Annotated in this window: 13 protein-coding genes; 7 read left to right on the top strand and 6 right to left on the bottom strand. The window is 57.9% G+C overall.

What is annotated here, in order from left to right; genetic code table 11:
- The first annotated feature begins 185 nt into the window (after positions 1–185).
- Complete coding sequence (locus tag ROI90_RS04375; RefSeq protein ID WP_315997112.1) at positions 186–1448, top strand: AAA family ATPase; 1263 nt, start codon at positions 186–188, stop codon at positions 1446–1448.
- 1 nt (position 1449) lies between these two features.
- Positions 1450–2058, top strand: a complete 609-nt coding sequence (locus tag ROI90_RS04370; RefSeq protein WP_315997111.1) for a DUF4276 family protein — start codon at positions 1450–1452, stop codon at positions 2056–2058.
- A 58-nt stretch (positions 2059–2116) separates the two neighbouring features.
- Here the strand turns inward: ROI90_RS04370 and mfd are convergent, their stop codons facing one another.
- Positions 2117–5653 (bottom strand): transcription-repair coupling factor, encoded by a 3537-nt coding sequence (gene mfd, locus ROI90_RS04365; RefSeq protein ID WP_315997110.1) that lies wholly within the window; start codon positions 5651–5653, stop codon positions 2117–2119.
- Positions 5654–6020: 367 nt separating this feature from the next.
- On the opposite strand from mfd, the gene ROI90_RS04360 reads away from it, so the two are divergent.
- The 3 genes from ROI90_RS04360 (at position 6021) to ROI90_RS04350 (ending at position 8796) form a co-directional block, all read left to right on the top strand.
- Entirely contained in the window at positions 6021–6233 is a 213-nt protein-coding gene (locus tag ROI90_RS04360; protein WP_315997109.1) for a hypothetical protein, read from the top strand.
- Positions 6234–6421: 188 nt separating this feature from the next.
- Positions 6422–7162: a metal-dependent hydrolase gene (locus ROI90_RS04355; RefSeq protein ID WP_315997108.1), complete on the top strand. Its 741-nt coding sequence runs from the start codon at positions 6422–6424 to the stop codon at positions 7160–7162.
- 629 nt (positions 7163–7791) lie between these two features.
- Positions 7792–8796 carry an NYN domain-containing protein gene (locus ROI90_RS04350; RefSeq protein ID WP_315997107.1) on the top strand — a complete coding sequence of 335 codons (1005 nt, stop codon included), beginning with the start codon at positions 7792–7794 and terminating at the stop codon, positions 8794–8796.
- Between the two features lie 137 nt (positions 8797–8933).
- Here the strand turns inward: ROI90_RS04350 and ROI90_RS04345 are convergent, their stop codons facing one another.
- The gene (locus tag ROI90_RS04345) at positions 8934–9404 is read right to left on the bottom strand and encodes a PaaI family thioesterase (RefSeq protein ID WP_315997106.1); all 471 of its coding nucleotides are present in this window, start codon (positions 9402–9404) and stop codon (positions 8934–8936) included.
- A gap of 85 nt (positions 9405–9489) precedes the next feature.
- Entirely contained in the window at positions 9490–9933 is a 444-nt protein-coding gene (locus ROI90_RS04340; protein WP_315997105.1) for a GNAT family N-acetyltransferase, read from the bottom strand.
- Between the two features lie 141 nt (positions 9934–10074).
- On the opposite strand from ROI90_RS04340, the gene ROI90_RS04335 reads away from it, so the two are divergent.
- Together ROI90_RS04335 and ROI90_RS04330 are read left to right on the top strand one after the other, a co-directional pair.
- On the top strand, positions 10075–10566 hold the full coding sequence (locus ROI90_RS04335) for a YajQ family cyclic di-GMP-binding protein (protein ID WP_315997104.1): 492 nt from the start codon (positions 10075–10077) through the stop codon (positions 10564–10566).
- Positions 10567–10648: 82 nt separating this feature from the next.
- Positions 10649–11419: a TerC family protein gene (locus tag ROI90_RS04330; protein WP_315997103.1), complete on the top strand. Its 771-nt coding sequence runs from the start codon at positions 10649–10651 to the stop codon at positions 11417–11419.
- A gap of 60 nt (positions 11420–11479) precedes the next feature.
- Here ROI90_RS04330 and ROI90_RS04325 read toward each other — a convergent pair whose 3' ends face one another.
- The 3 genes from ROI90_RS04325 to ROI90_RS04315 all read right to left on the bottom strand — a co-directional run bounded on the left by ROI90_RS04325 (position 11480) and on the right by ROI90_RS04315 (position 15371).
- The gene (locus ROI90_RS04325) at positions 11480–11893 is read right to left on the bottom strand and encodes a hypothetical protein (protein WP_315997102.1); all 414 of its coding nucleotides are present in this window, start codon (positions 11891–11893) and stop codon (positions 11480–11482) included.
- Between the two features lie 69 nt (positions 11894–11962).
- On the bottom strand, positions 11963–14668 hold the full coding sequence (locus ROI90_RS04320; protein ID WP_315997101.1) for a T9SS-dependent M36 family metallopeptidase: 2706 nt from the start codon (positions 14666–14668) through the stop codon (positions 11963–11965).
- 142 nt (positions 14669–14810) lie between these two features.
- Positions 14811–15371, bottom strand: a complete 561-nt coding sequence (locus tag ROI90_RS04315) for an RNA methyltransferase (RefSeq protein ID WP_315997100.1) — start codon at positions 15369–15371, stop codon at positions 14811–14813.
- Between the last annotated feature and the right edge of the window lie 25 nt (positions 15372–15396).

Raw genomic sequence — 15396 nt, 5'->3', positions numbered from 1 at the left:
GATAGTGGCGGAGGCGCCACGCCCTCAGCCCGCCGACGCAGAGGCTGTAGCAGCGGCGCGGCTGGTTGTGGCGAGGGTGGTATGGGTGCGGGTATACAATTTATATAGTCAAGATGGGCTGAGGGATAAGGTATCTACTCTACGTACATTATCCCCGTACTTTGTAGCAACTACTCCTGTGGACTATGCCCGACCTTCCCACCGCTGCCGGTTTCCCCCGCCTCACCTACCTGCGCATCAAAAACTACCGCGCCCTGCGCGACGTGGAGCTGCGCGACCTGACGCCACTAACGGTGCTCATCGGCCCCAACGGCAGCGGCAAATCCACAGTGCTTGATGCGCTGGCGTTTCTGGCCGAAGCGGTGAGCGGCAACCTGCAACAAGCCTGGGAAAAGCGGAACCGCTTCGCCGGAATGCGCACGCGCGGGCAGGAAGGGCCGATTGAGTTTGAGGTTCAATTATATAGTGGATTAGGATCTATAAGCTATTATCTGATCATAGATGGATATGATGCTAAACTTGACGTTCTGGAAGAAGGCTTCTATCTGCCAGATAGCAGGATATTCGGAGAAGGTAAGTTGTTCAAAACATTCTTATCTCAAAGTGGAAATTCTACAGGTCTTACATCTGAGTTAATCCCCTCAGATTACAACGAGGAAGGCCGAGAAAAACCGTCTGATAATCGACAAATGTATTTGAGCGGTATAGGGACTTCGATGCTAGGATATGCTTTTGCATATAGTCGTAAAATCAGCCCCTATGCACATGCTATCAAAAACTTACTCCAATCCTACCGTTATGTCCACCTCACTGACGACCACTTGAAGGGCTTTTCCGATGTAGGCCCACAGGAGACGCTGTCGGCTAACGGGGATAACCTGCCCAACGTGCTGTACTACTTGCACACCAAGCATCCGGAGGCGCTGGCCCGCATCAGCGAGCAGCTGCGACGCTGGGTGCCGGGGCTGGCGGAGGTGGTGATGGAAAGTACCTCGGATGAGCGGCTGCTGCTGCGCTTCCGGGATGCGCCGTTTGAGAAGCCGCTGCCGGCCCAGTATATGTCGGATGGCACGATGCGGCTGGCGGCCCTGCTGACGCTGCTGTATGAGCCCAACGCCACCGGCCTGCTGGGGATTGAGGAGCCGGAAAACGAGCTGCACCCGCGCCTGCTGCCGCGCTTAGCCGAGGAGCTGAGCAAAGCCACCGAAACGCGGCAGCTGCTGGTGGCCACCCACTCGCCGGCTTTGCTGGATGCCATGGAGCCGGAGCAGGTCTGGATTCTGCACCGAGGCCCGGATGGATATAGCCAAGCGTCGAGGGTGGCCGATATGCCCGATATCGTGGCCATGGTGGAAGAAGGCGCTAAGCTTGGCTACCTCTGGTCGAGTAACTTCTTTGAGGTGGGCGACCCGCTGGCTCCCCGTTCTTCGCAGTCGATTTCGGAATAGCATGCAGGTCGAGTTTCTGTTGGAGGAAGAGTCGGCGGAGGATGCGTTGCGCCAGCTGTTGCCGCGTTTGCTACCGCCGCATTTCGTGCCGCGCTTTCGGGCGTTGGGCGGCTGGCAGGCCCTGCTGGACAACCTGCCCACGTTGTTGCGCGGCTACCGCAAGCGAATGGCCCAACCGGGCCAGCAGGCCCTGCGCATTGTGGTGCTGCTGGATGCGGATGGGGTGGCGGAACGGCGGCTTGCCGCGCTGGAAGCTGCTGCCAAAGCAGCCGACCTAACGACGTTCGGGCACGTCTCTGAAGGCTCCGATTTTCAGGTCTTCAATGCGTTAGCTATCCAAGAGCTGGAAGCGTGGTTCCTAGGCGACCGGGACGCCATCATGGTGGCTTTCCCCAGAGTCAAACCGCATCATTTTAAGGGAGTTGACCGGGAGCCGGAGTCTCACCCGAAACCCAATGAGGTTCTATGGCGCATTTTGCAAGCAGCGGGCTTATACACCACTGGCAAGCGCAAGCGAGAATGGGCCGAAACCATTGCCCCGCACCTTAACCCAGCCCGCAATACCTCAACCAGCTTCCAGTATTTCTGTCAAGGATTAGCCCAGCTGTAAAACGAAAAAGCCGCACCTCCTGATGGAAAGTGCGGCTTTTTCAGGCTGTTACAATGAATTACACTCCCACCGTTTCCTCACTGCCTAACTCGCTCAGGATGCGTTTGGCAACTTGGACGTTTTTCACGTCTTCGATGCTGAGGATGAGCTGTTCCTTCCGCTCCTTCATGGAGGCGGAGCGGGGGTGGGTTTGCACGTAGCTGAGGATGTTGCCGAAGGTGTCGCTCTGGAAGTACCGCTCGTTGTTGGCGGCCGGGATAAAGCCTTTCAGCAGGTTCTTCTTCAGCGTCAGCTTCTCGAAGCCCACCTGGCAGGCCTGCCAGCGCAGGCGCACAATATCGGCCAGCTGCTCCACCTCCTGGGGGAGCGGTCCGAAGCGGTCCACCATGCCGGTGAGTACCTTACGCAGCTCCTCGGGGCCTTTGGCTCGGTCCAGCTTGCTGTACAGCTGCAGGCGCTCCGATACGCTGCTCACGTACTGGTCGGGGATGAGGATTTGCAGGTCCGTCTCGATGTTGCACTCCTTGGGGCGGCCGGTGCCGGCGGCTTCCTGCAGGCGCTGGGTGGGGTCGCCGAGGAACAGGTCGCGGAACTCGGTTTCCTTGAGCTCCTGCACCGCCTCGTCCAGAATCTGGTGGTAAGTTTCGAAGCCCAGGTCGTTGATAAAGCCCGACTGCTCCCCGCCCAGTAGGTTGCCTGCCCCCCGAATGTCCAAGTCGCGCATGGCCACGTTGAAGCCCGCGCCCAGGTCCGAGAATTCCTCCAGGGTGCTCAGGCGCTTGCGGGCATCACTGGGCAGGCCGGCCACCGGGGGCGTGAGCAGGTAGCAGTAGGCCTTTTTGTTGGAGCGGCCCACCCGGCCCCGCATCTGGTGCAGGTCACTGAGGCCGTGCATGTGGGCCCGGTTGATGATGATGGTGTTGGCGTTGGCAATGTCGAGGCCCGACTCGATGAGGGTGGTAGCCACCAGCACGTCGTAGTCGCCGTCCACGAACTTCATCATGCGCTTTTCCAGCAGGTCACCGTCCATCTGACCGTGCACGTAGGTCACGCGGGCATCGGGCACGAGGCGCAGAATCATGCTGGCCTGCTCCTCGATGTCCTTCACGCGGTTGTGCACGAAAAACACCTGCCCGCCCCGCTTCAGCTCCCGCGACACGGCGTCGCGGATCAGCAGCTCGTCGTACACGTGCAGCTCCGTCTGCACCGGCTGGCGGTTGGGCGGAGGCGTGGCAATCACGCTCAGGTCGCGGGCACCCATCAGCGAGAAGTGCAACGTGCGCGGAATGGGCGTGGCCGAGAGGGTGAGCGTGTCCACATTCACCTTGATTTCCTTGAGCTTGTCCTTGGTTTTCACCCCGAACTTCTGCTCCTCGTCAATCACCAGGAGGCCCAGGTCCTTGAACTGCACATCCTTGTTGGTGAGGCGGTGGGTGCCGATGAGGATGTCGGTTTTGCCGTCGGCCACCCGCTGCAGGGTTTCCTTGATTTGCTTGGTGGTCTTGAAGCGGTTGACATACTCCACCGTCACGGGCAGATTGCCGAGCCGCTCGCGGAAGGTTTTGTAGTGCTGCATGGCCAGAATGGTGGTGGGCACCAGCACGGCCACCTGCTTGCCATCGGCCACGGCCTTGAAGGCGGCCCGAATGGCCACTTCCGTCTTGCCGAAGCCCACGTCGCCGCACACGAGGCGGTCCATGGGGTGGGGCACTTCCATGTCGCGCTTCACGTCCTCGGTGGCCTTGGCCTGGTCGGGGGTGTCCTCGTAGATAAAGCTCGATTCCAGCTCCGCCTGCATAAAGGAGTCGTGGGCGAAGGCGTGGCCGGGCGCGGTTTTGCGCTTGGCGTACAGCCGGATCAGCTCGGCCGCAATGTCCTTCACCTTCTTCTTAACCGACTTCTTCTTGTTTTCCCACTCCGGGGAGCCCAGCTTGCTCATGGTGGGCGGCGTGCCCTCGGCCCCGCTGTACTTGGCAATCTTGTGCAGGGCGTGGATGCTGACCGTCAGCACGTCGTCGTCGCGGTACACCAGCCGGATGGCCTCCTGCAGCCGGTCGTTGATTTCCACCTGGGTGAGGCCGGCAAAGCGGGCAATGCCGTAGTCCTGGTGCACCACGTAGTCGCCGGGTACCAGGGTGCGCAGCTCTTTGAGCGTCAGGGCCTTTTTCTTGGAGAACTTGCGGGTTTCCTGGGCTCGGTAGTAGCGCTCAAACAGCTGGTGGTCGGTGTACACCACCAGCTTCAGCGTCTCGTCAATGAACCCTTCGCGCAGGCCCAGCAGCAGGTGCTGAAACTGCACATTGTTGTCCAGCTCATCGAAGATGGTGCGCAGACGGTCGGCCTGGCGTACCTGCTCGGCGGCAATGATGTTGGTGTAGCCCTTCTTCTGGTTGTCGTGCAGGTTCTTGACGATGCGGTTGAAGTCCTTGCCGAAGCTCGGCTGAGGCCTGGCGTTGAACTGGAACTCCTCGGCCCCGGCCTTGTAGTGAAACCGTTTGCCGAACTCCACCACCGCAAACCCGTCCAGCAGCTTCTTGAGCGACTTACCCGATTCAAACAAATCCTCCGGGCTGCTCACCACCTGGGTACCGCCCGAAGCCGCCAGCAGCTCCTTGAAGCCGTGCTCAGCCTTGTCGAAGTATTCGTCCACCACGTCCAGGGTCTGGCGCACATCCTTGGCCCAGATGGCGGTGTTCTGCGGAATGAAGTCCAGAAACGCCTCCCGCGTCTCCTGGAGCAGCTTGGTTTGCACGTTTGGGATGATGCTCACCTGCTGCCGCTTCTCCACCGACAGCTGGCTTTCCGGGTCAAACGTCCGGATCGTCTCCACCTCATCCCCGAACAGCTCGATGCGGTAGGGCAGCTCGTTGGCGTAGCTAAAGATGTCCACAATGCCGCCGCGCACGGCAAACTGGCCGGCCTCGTACACAAAGTCGCTCCGCTCGAAGTCGTACTCCGCCAGCATGTCGCTCACGAAGTTCACGTCCAGCTTGTCGCCCACCTTTACCAGAAACGTGTTGGCCACTAGGCTTTTCTTGTTGATAACCTTCTCAAACAACGCCTCCGGGTAGGTAACGATGAGCACGCCGGCCGTTTCCTTGGCGCTGGCCTTGCCGCGCTTTTTGACCTTGGGTTGACCCTCGGTTTCCGCCGCGTCGGCCGCGTCGTCGGCCTCCTGCTCGGCGGTGGTTTTAGGGCCGCGGTGGTTGTTCAGCTTGTTGAGCACCTCGGCCCGCATCAGCACGTTGGCGTTTTCCGTTTCGTCGAAGCTGTAGGGCCGCTTGTAGGAAGTCGGGAACAGCAACGGCTCCTCCTCAGGTATCAGGTGCTGCAAGTCAGCCAAAAAGAAACCCGCCTCGTCCCGGTCGTGGAGTACAAACAAGTGGTGCTGATCCGGAAACTCTTGGTGCAAAGCGGCAGCCAACACCGCGTCCTGGCTCCCGATAAGGCCGCGCAGGTGCAGGCGCACAGGCGTCGCGTCGGCGGCTTGAGCGGCCCCGCGTAAGCTGTGTTGCGTGGCCGGATTTAGGCGGGCGCCCACCGTTAGGGTAGTGGGGTCGAGGGCGTAGAGCTTGAGAAAATCGGTGACCTTCAAAACGAGTATCGGCTAGGAGGAAATTAAAAGGGAGAAGCCCGGCCGAATGTAAATCCGGTCGGGCAATGGGCTGGCGTCTGCGGGCAAACTACAGCTAAAATTAGCTCCCCTCTTTAGCTGGAGAGAGGTTGGGGTAGTTGAAGAACTAGAATTAAAAGCCAGAACTAGTGACTCATTCAAAAACCGTCAACCATCCCCAACTCATCCTCAGCTGAGGAGGGGAGCTTGCTGTTAGTTTCTTAAGCAGAAGCGCGCTACTCAATACCGCGGCCGCGCCCCGAAAGTTTCCGCCACTTTTCGGCGGCGCTGCCGTATCTTCCAGTCCCCACCCGCGCTAGTTCCTGTCTTCTCCGGCTTTGCCTTGCTCATGACTACTTCCGCGACCAATCCATCCCCCGATGAGTGGGATGATCTGCTCAATCACCTGCGCCACGTTCGGGAGCAGGTGCAACAACACGGCCCCCTGCCCGACCACGAAAAGGCCGAGGCCACCGATGCTTTTCGGCGCGGCTTGGCTTTGCTGGAAGGGCAGGTGCACGATATTCAGGGCAATCTGAAAGGCAGCTCCGGCAAGTGGTAACTCCGGTTGTGCTGACAGCAGGGTAGTTGAACGCCATTTCAACCTTGCAGGCAAAACGTTCTGCATGAGTAGCGGAGCCTTTTTGCACCTCACACTGCCTAGTAACCGAAGAATTTACCCCGGCTGCTATCCGGTATTGCTGCCGCTGCTGGTATCTTCGTTGCTTCTGTTTTTTACCCCTGTCGTTAGTGCGCGGTTCTTCTCATTTGGCCATTGGCCTGATTACCGGCGTGGCCGTGGCCGGGCTGGTGCCGGGCATTCCATTTTCGCCGGCCGGTATTGCCTTGGCTGGCTTCTCCTCCCTCGCCCCCGATCTTGACCACCCCGGTTCCCGCCTCAGCAAACGCCTAGGTTTCGCGCAGAGCTATGTGCGCTGGGCGTTTGTGGTCGTGGCCGCTGCCTTGGCTCTGTACACGCATTTCCAATTACCTCCGGGCCCCGACCGGCGCATGGGGTTCACGGCGGCGCTGGCGTTTGGTCTTATTGGGGCAGCCCTGCAGGGCGACTCTACTCGCAAGCTGGCCTTACTGTTTACTGGCCTGTGCACGGTGGTTGCGGGGTTGTATACGGGGTTTGTGTGGCTGAGTATGCTGGGCCTGTTCGTGTCGGTGGCACCGTTTACCAGTCACCGCTCCTGGACGCACACCATTTGGGCCGCCGGCCTCTGGACCTACATTGGGCACTTGGCCAACCAGAGTCTGGGCTGGCACGGAGTAGCCCTGTTTGCCGGCGGCGGCTATGTTTCCCACTTGCTGGCCGATACGCTTACCAAAGCCGGCGTGAAGTGGTTTCGGCCCCTCACTGATGTCTGTCTGAAAATTCCCCTGATTCGGACCGGCTCCAAGAGTGGCAATTTACTGGAGGTGGCTATCTGCATCGGGTACGGGCTGTTGGTACTGGGAATCTGGTTGGGCAGGCTTAAATTTTAGATTCTTTCTAAAAAAGCCCGTAAGTTGTACCTTTGCCGTGCCACCTACAAGGGCTATCTGGGTCCTTTGGTCTACGGATGTGTTGCATTGAGCTATTGAATTCCTGATTCGGACGAATACTTTCTACCCAGAATATAGTAGCTTTTACATTTGAATAGCTGCTATAGCTTGAAAGAAGTAGGTTTTGGATTTTAACAGGAAGCTGTTCCGCGTGCGGCGCTGTTGGCTTTGCTGTCTGTAACGCGAAAGAGTTAGATAAATCTCATGTAGATTGCATTCTGTTAATTTCAAACTTAAGAATAGATTTTGTTTAATATTGTAGAGATAAATGGATAGGCTTATGCGCGAATAAGTTGGATAATTAGCTCATTCAGAGCCCGAAATCAGCCTTCTTCATCCACGGCTCATCTGCGGTTGTGTAGTTGCGGCTTGCAACAGCCTAACGCGTTTTTCGCTTCGATGCCTGTTCTTGCCCGAATATGCTGCTTAATTTTGCCACTGGACTATTAGTATACTCCAAGCCTGCCAACGACTACCTTTGACAGGCCTCCGGATGCAACCGGACCGTACCGATCTCACTTACCCGCTCTTACTCACACACACCTTTTTGCGCTCAAACCGTTTCTTGTATGAACCAGATGAATAGCCCTCTGATCAGGATCGGCGTCTTCTATGACGGCAATTATTTCCTGAAAATCAGTGATTACTACTACTTCCAGCATGATCGTAAGGCCCGTATCAGTTTGGAAGGCCTCCATGAATTTATCCGTCATCAGGTAGCTGAGGAGGAAGACGTAGATGTACGTCTGAGCCAGATTATTGACGCCCATTTTTTCCGTGGCCGCCTCTCCGCAACGGAGGCCCGCGACAAGGACCGCCTCTTTCATGACCGGCTGCTGGACGATATCCTGATGAACATGGGTATCCAGACGCACTATATGCCCCTGAAAACCCGTGATGGTCGTTTGCAGGAAAAAGGCATTGACGTGTGGCTGTCCCTGGAGGCTCTGGAACTGGCTATCCACAAGAGCTTTGACGTAGTGGTGCTGATTGCCGGTGACTCCGACTATGCACCCCTAATCAAGAAGCTGAACACCGTGGGTACCCGCGTGATGCTCCTGAACTGGGATTTCAAATACACCGATTTCAAGGGCGAAAACCGCGTTACCCGCGCTTCGCAGCAGCTATTGGATCAGGCCACCTACCCAATTCAGATGCACGAAATCATTGACCAGGGCCTGAGCACCGGCGACGAACTAGTAGAAACCATGTTCGTGAATACGCCCGAGCCAGTAGCGTATCCGGCCGTGAAGCCAGTGCGCCCCACGGGCCCCACGGCAGCCGGGCCGGTTGGTACGATAGGCATCAGCACCATCAAAAATCTGAAAAACGGCTTTGGCTTTGTGGTAATGCCTCCCAATAACCTCTTCTTCAGCTACGCCGATATGGCGGAGGGCGACTTCAATGAGCTGCGGGAAGGCGACTGGGTAGAGTTTACCGTGGGTCGCAACCACCGCGACGAAGATTGCGCCCGCAACGTGCGTAAAGTGGAAGCTCCCGAAATAGACGAAAACGACGAGTACGACCACGACCACCACGAACACGAGTCGGCCAGCTCACCCGAACGACTATAACCCTAAAGGTTCGGTACGTTGAAAAGCCGCCGGAAGCCCATTATATAGGGCTTCCGGCGGCTTTTTGCTGGAGAAAAGGGTAGCACACCAACCACTTGGCTGGTACTGACTATTCTACCTCAACTGAACGTACTGGTCTACTCCGGGGAAACCAGTAGATCATGGAAGTCGCGCTTGGTGGCGGGGTAGCGGTTGAACGTGCCCATACCGCGGGCTACTATAAGGTTGTCGCGCGTGGGGCAGATAATGGTGGCACTGCTGACCACTAGAGTTTTACCGCTGTGTTCTACCACACCGTGGGCCACCAACTGGTCGTGCAGGCGCACTGGGTGCAGGTAGTTGATTTTAAATTCCACCGTAGAAACCAACTCGCCGGCCGTAAACGCCAGGGAAAGGGCCGCTGCCCCCAGTGCCGAGTCCATGAGGCCGGCCAGTACGCCCCCATGGCAGGTGCCGGGGGAGGAGAGGTGCTCGTTGCGGATGGTCATGGTATAGCGCACGTCACCAGGCTGGTTTAGCACCAATTCCATCCCATTGGCCTGCCCGTAGTGATTAATGCGGTTATACACGGCTATGAGTGTTGCCGCGTCAAGTGAGGTAGGTTGCATGGGGTAAGCAGGCGAGGAGGTGGAAGGCTGGAAAAGTAGCTACTTTCGGCCACACCGCTGGTGATGTACACTGCGGGCTGCGCCCTTACGGAGCCAGCTCTTTGCGCATCAGAAAATGCGGAATACTCCCGAACAGCGTGTGCGAGGGTGCTACCACGGTGTACCCAAGCCGCTCGTAAAACGGAACGGCCGCCTCCCGGGCCTGCAATACCAGCTCTTGAAGGCCCTGTTGCCCTGCCGCTGCCTCCAGAAACTCCAACACCTGCCGGCCCACGCCCTGACCCTGCCACGCCGGATGTACGGCCATGAACCGCAGTTGCCCCTGGCCCGGCCCGCTGGGGTGCAGGCGGCCCACGCCCGCCGCGTAGCCTTCAGGGGCCAGCAGGAGCGCATGGGTGGTGCTGGCGGCTAGGTCGTCGTCGGCACGTTCCGAACCTTCGGGCTGCTGCCAGGGCTGGCGGAGCACCTCGTAGCGCAGGCGGTAGTAAGCGGCCCACTCGGCTGGCGTATGGGGGGTGGTAATGGTCATGGCAGCGGAAATGCAGGGTAGGTGAAACCCGGGAGAAGGTGGCTGGGTATGCTGGTATTTCAGGCCGAAGCTTACGGAGCGCAGAGCGCCTTACTATCTTTGGCCATTGTCCTGATTTTCTCTTCTTTCAGCCCATTTCCCATGGCCTCTTTTGACATCGTTAGCAAAGTAGATCCGCAAACTCTCGAAAATGCGGTAAATACAGCCAAAAAAGAACTGCAAACCCGCTACGACCTGCGCGACACCAAAGGCGGTATCGAACTGGACAAGAAAGCCAACCTCATCACCCTGACCTCGGAAAACTCTATGCGCGTGCAGGCTCTGGAAAATATCCTGCTCACCCGCATTGTAAAGCAGGGCATTGACGGAACTGCGTTGGACTTCTCGGAGGAGGAGCAGCCCAATGGGGCGTTGGTGAAGAAAGTAGTGAAAGTACGCGCCGGCGTAGACAAAGAAGCAGGTCGCAAAATCATCAAGGCTATCAAAGATGCCAAAGTGAAGGTGGAAGCCCAAATGCAGGATGACCAGGTGCGCGTAACGGCCAAGAAGATAGATGAACTGCAAGCTGCCATTGCGGCGGTGCGCCAGGCCAGCATCGGCCAGCCTTTGCAATTCATCAATATGAAGTCATAGGCAACCCAACCGCTAGTGGCCCATCGTTGCATCAGGTTGGTTCCTTGCCATATTGCGTGCTCCCTCATTTTATCATCTCCCCATGCAATTCGATTTTTCAGTTTTTTCTGACCCCCAAACCTGGGTAAGCCTGCTCACGCTTACGTTCATGGAAATTGTGCTAGGGATTGACAATATCATCTTCATCTCCATTATTGTGAACCGCCTGCCCCGCGACATGCAGAAGCGGGGGCGCAGCATTGGCCTGCTGCTAGCACTGCTGTGCCGTATTGGCCTGCTGATGAGCATTAGTTGGATTGTGGGCCTGAAGGCGCCGCTGTTCCAGCTGGATATTCCCTGGGCCGACCACGACTTTGGCGTAACGGGCCGCGACCTGATTCTGCTGGCCGGGGGCTTGTTCCTGATTGCCAAGAGCACCACCGAAATACACACCAAGCTGCAGGGCGAGGAAGAGCACGAGGAAGGCGGCAAAGGCGGCGCTTCCTTCGGGAGCGTCATCTTCCAGATTATCCTCATCGACATCGTGTTCAGCTTCGACTCCATTCTGACGGCCGTGGGCCTGGTGGATAACGTGCTGATTATGATTCTGGCCGTTATTCTGTCGATGGGTGTAATGCTGGTCTTCTCGGGTGTGGTAGCCGATTTTGTGAACAAAAATCCCACCATCAAAATGCTGGCCTTGTCCTTCCTGATTATGATTGGGGTGATGCTGGTGATGGAAGCCTTCCACAAGGAAATTGAGAAGGGCTACATCTACTTCGCCATGTTCTTCTCCCTGATTGTGGAGGTGTTGAACATGCGTTTGCGCAAGAAAGCCGCCCCCGTGCACCTGCGCGACTCCCAGTACGACTAGGTTGTAAAATTGCCATTCCGCAAAAAGAGGCCCGCAGCAACTGCGGGCCTTTTTTGTGTTCTACTCAGCTATTAATACTGCCACGGCACCGGCCTGGTCCTGCACCCGCCGCGTAGCCAACTCCAGTAGCCGGCGATTCAGCTCAGGCCGGTTGGCGTGGTAGGTTTCCCACTCGGGCAGGGTAAACAGGCCCGTTACCAGCCCAATTATGGTATAGCGCAGCTTCGTATTACGTGTCAGCAGTTCAGCCAGCAGGCGTTGCTGCTCCGTGGCTGAGGCAGTTGCCAGCGGGATGTGGTGGTCCCGTACAAAGCTGGCTACTATCCGCAGCAGCACGTCATTCTGAAGTTTGAGTACGGGCCGGAGGGTACCGTGGGCAAAGCGGGCCGCAGGGGTATCGTCGGGGGTTACGGTAGCGGCTATGTGAGGGCGTAAGGCCAGCAGAGCACCATCGGGGCGCAGATATTCGGGCATGAGTGTGGGCATAAAAAAACCGCCCGGCAGCTTGCCGGGCGGTTCTTATACGGGCAAGTGTTTGTCGGATTAGTGACGCACTACTACTTTTTTGGTGATGATGCCTTCTGAAGTAGTCAGGCGTACCAAGTAAATGCCACCGGCTACTTTGCTGGTGTTCACTACCACGCCCTCCTGCTGGAGGCGGGCGGCGGTTACCGTCTGCGTGCTCACGCGCTGGCCTAGCAACGACACCAGCTCCACCTGTACCGGAGCTTTGCTGCCTACCTGGGTGCGCACCATCAACTGGTCGCTGGCGGGGTTGGGGTACACTTCCAGCAATTGCTCGTTCAGTTGCTTGGTGCTCAGGATGGACGTCGGCAGGTCGAAGTTGGCTTTCTGGTCGGTGAGGACGTTGCTGCTGCCTTGTACGGCGTTGGCACCCATGCCGCGGCGGGCAAACACCTGCCAGATCAGGGCAGCGTTGGCGGCCTTGTTGTTGATGGAGTCAGCCTTCAGAATGGCGTTGCGGCCATCCAGGAAACCGGGGTTGCAGGGCTGCAGCTTGCAGCCATCCAGCACCAGGCGCAGGGCAATGTTGTTGCCGCCGGTGTTGGCGTTCAGGTCTGCGTTATAGCCGTATTTGCCAATTAAAGCCCAGTTCAAATCCCACAGTGTAGTAGCCCAGATGTAGCCAATGCTGTGCACATACACGCGGGTCTGGCCGCTGGCATCCACGTACGTGTTGTAATTGACGTTAGCTACCGTTTTACCCACGTAGTCATAGGTAGCCGGGTTGATTTGCATGTTGGTGCTGTACTGCGTAGGACGAATACCGACACCGGTAGTGGGCTCAAACGAAGCATATGTGCCAATACCGCGGCCGGTAGTGCCTACGTCGCCGGGCTTAGTGGTCATCCACAGCGCGAAAAAGTCGCTCCAGCCCTCGCCCATTTGCTCGGCGCTGCTCAGGCAGTTGGCGTTGGCGGGGCCACCGGTGAGGCGGCTGGAGATGCCGTGCCCATATTCGTGAGCTACGATGCCGTTATCAAAGTCACCGTCGCGGTAATAGGTAACTGGCGTACCAACTGTGAGGCTAACCGTGGAGCCGGCTTGGAGGCTGGCTTTGATGCGGTTACCGTCGGCCTGCGAAATCATAACGGCCGGAATCCGGATGCCAGTAGTGTCACCCGTGAAGGCGAAAGGAATCTGGTTACCATTGTTATTGATGACAATAGCCATTTTTGCTCCGGCGGCCTGGGCCTGCTGCACTTTAATTGTGAAGGCACAGGTACCCCGGTCAATAAGAGCAATATTGCCAGCTACTGCGGCGGCATTGGTGTAGGCAGAGCAGCCTAGGTTAGGGGTGGTGGTACCATCGTTGGCAAGTACCAGATTACCACTCACTGGGCCCGTGCGCGACAGGCGCCGGGTAAACGTAGCCTCAACGGACTCAATGTTGCCAGCCAGGCTAGCAGGGGCCGATATAGTCACGTTGGCCACCGACCGGTCCCACAGATACATCTGCATGCGAGGGCGTTGCCCATCGGCGGGGGTAGCAAAGTTGGCGTTGTTCAGGCTGACCGTGGAGGAAGTGGAAGCGTCCTGGGCTTCAGCCTGCACATAGTCGTTGCCGAGGCCAGTGCCGGAGTAGTTCTTCACCTGGAAGTTTCCGCTAACTTCGTCGAAACCCTTGCGGGCCATCACGTCGTGCATCAGGTTGTTCCAATAGAACAGGTTGACTACGGCCGCATTCAGGTTGCTTACGGCCGGAGCAGGCAAGGTCGCATCGAAGGGGAAGTCGAACTCCAGATTGGCACCACCATCGGGGCTCACGTTGGTACCAGCAGTGTACGTGTTGGTATTTTTTCGGTCGTCGTAGGCGTGCACGTTGTTGCCCCGGGTAATCGTGTACTCGGGTCCGGCTATGCCGTCGGTGTCATGCCAGCCGAAGGGCGAGGTAACGGCATCGGCAGGGTTGGTAACTACTTGGCGGGCGCCATGCGAGGGGCTTTCTACAGTAATGGGCCACACGTTGTAGCTGTTGGGAGCCGCCGGCTTGTTAGCGGTAGTGGGAGCAGCTGGCTGCACGGCTGCCGAAGCTGCCATAGCCAGGGGGCGTACCAGCGAGGAAATGCTGAAGCTCTCGGAAATGTTGTAGTCCGTTTTGTCGAGCAGGGCACCGGAAGTGGCATCTACGCGCACGTTCCAGTAATGCTCCCCGTTGAGTGGGGCCAGCGTTACGTCCCAGGCCAGCTGCAGCGTGCCGCTAGCCAAGGGCTGGTACATCAGCTTCACCGGAATTTTATCCAGCGAAATGCCGCCGTCATTGAACTCCATCCCTTCGGCGGCCGAGCCGGCCTTTTGCAGGCTAAGGCCACGCGGAGCACTCATGCCTAAGGCCTTGGCTGCTGCCGCTACGGCCTGCTCTGCTGTAAGCGAGGGAGCGGCGTTGCGGGCCTGGGTGGCTGCGTTGGGCAGGAAGCTGCTGTGCAAGTCGGCTACTTTGCCGCTCTGGCTCAGGTGCACATCGGCTACGGCCCCATACACTTCTATGCCCTGCACGCGCTGCCGCAGGTATACGTGCGTAACGCCATTCTGCTTATCAGTGTACTGACTGGTCACGGCCGCGTCGGTGAGGTCGGCCGCCTTGAGGCCTAGTTTGGCCTGACGGGCCTTCAGCGCCCCAAGGGCCTGATCGAGGGGGGCATTTTGCGCCGTAGCTAGGCCGGGTAGCGCCAGCGCCGTGGCCAGCCCAAGCGTCCGCAGAAAAGGAAGTGTAAAAGTTGATTTCATCAATCGTGCGCAGTAGTTGAGTAATAGAAGTGCCGGATGCCAAAACGGGCCGCCCAGCATGGCGGCCCGTTCAAATTTACACAACAATTGGCTGAATTTTCACTGAATTCATCAACAAATTGCAGAAATAACCAGCAATTTATTATTGCCTGTTCGGCGCGTGGGGAGGGGTATCGGGCTGCTGAGCCTGCACAAAATGCCACAGCACCACGCCAGCCGCTACGCTCACGTTCAGGCTGTGCTTGGTGCCAAACTGCGGAATTTCCACGGCCGCGTCGCAGAAGGCCAGCACCTCATCCTCCACCCCGAATACCTCATTGCCCATTACTAGGGCATAGGGCTGGTCGGGCGCCACTGTAAAGGCGGGCAGGGGCACGCTGCCGGTGGTTTGCTCCACGGCTATCAACTGGTAACCGGCGGCCTTAAGCTGCTGCAGCGCCTCCAGCGTAGTTGGTGCGTATTCCCACGCTACCGACTCGGTAGAGCCCAGGGCCGTTTTGGTGATTTCGCGCTGGGGTGGACGGCCGGTAATGCCGCAAAGCCACACTTTTTCTACCGCAAAAGCATCAGAGGTGCGGAAAGCCGCCCCCACGTTGTGCAGGCTCCGCACGTTGTCCAGCACTAGGGTGAGGGGGAATTTTCGCGTATTTTTGAAGTCTGCCACCGTCAGCCGGTTCAGCTCTTCCATCGAAAGTTTGCGCATACCGGCAAAGGTAGGAACACCGGCG

This window comes from Hymenobacter endophyticus (assembly GCF_032464715.1).
GTDB classification, from domain to species: domain Bacteria; phylum Bacteroidota; class Bacteroidia; order Cytophagales; family Hymenobacteraceae; genus Hymenobacter; species Hymenobacter endophyticus.
Note: the sequence above shows the minus strand (reverse complement) of the source record. Positions and strands in the feature narration are given on the sequence as shown.

What these genes read in the sequence shown, in the direction of transcription:
- ROI90_RS04340 (WP_315997105.1), bottom strand. Translation starts at nt 9,933, where the DNA reads ATGACCATTACCACCCCCCATACGCCAGCCGAGTGGGCCGCTTACTAC.
- ROI90_RS04335 (WP_315997104.1), top strand. Translation starts at nt 10,075, where the DNA reads ATGGCCTCTTTTGACATCGTTAGCAAAGTAGATCCGCAAACTCTCGAA.
- ROI90_RS04375 (WP_315997112.1), top strand. Translation starts at nt 186, where the DNA reads ATGCCCGACCTTCCCACCGCTGCCGGTTTCCCCCGCCTCACCTACCTG.
- ROI90_RS04370 (WP_315997111.1), top strand. Translation starts at nt 1,450, where the DNA reads ATGCAGGTCGAGTTTCTGTTGGAGGAAGAGTCGGCGGAGGATGCGTTG.
- ROI90_RS04345 (WP_315997106.1), bottom strand. Translation starts at nt 9,404, where the DNA reads ATGCAACCTACCTCACTTGACGCGGCAACACTCATAGCCGTGTATAAC.
- ROI90_RS04330 (WP_315997103.1), top strand. Translation starts at nt 10,649, where the DNA reads ATGCAATTCGATTTTTCAGTTTTTTCTGACCCCCAAACCTGGGTAAGC.
- ROI90_RS04360 (WP_315997109.1), top strand. Translation starts at nt 6,021, where the DNA reads ATGACTACTTCCGCGACCAATCCATCCCCCGATGAGTGGGATGATCTG.
- ROI90_RS04325 (WP_315997102.1), bottom strand. Translation starts at nt 11,893, where the DNA reads ATGCCCGAATATCTGCGCCCCGATGGTGCTCTGCTGGCCTTACGCCCT.
- ROI90_RS04350 (WP_315997107.1), top strand. Translation starts at nt 7,792, where the DNA reads ATGAACCAGATGAATAGCCCTCTGATCAGGATCGGCGTCTTCTATGAC.
- ROI90_RS04315 (WP_315997100.1), bottom strand. Translation starts at nt 15,371, where the DNA reads ATGCGCAAACTTTCGATGGAAGAGCTGAACCGGCTGACGGTGGCAGAC.
- ROI90_RS04320 (WP_315997101.1), bottom strand. Translation starts at nt 14,668, where the DNA reads ATGAAATCAACTTTTACACTTCCTTTTCTGCGGACGCTTGGGCTGGCC.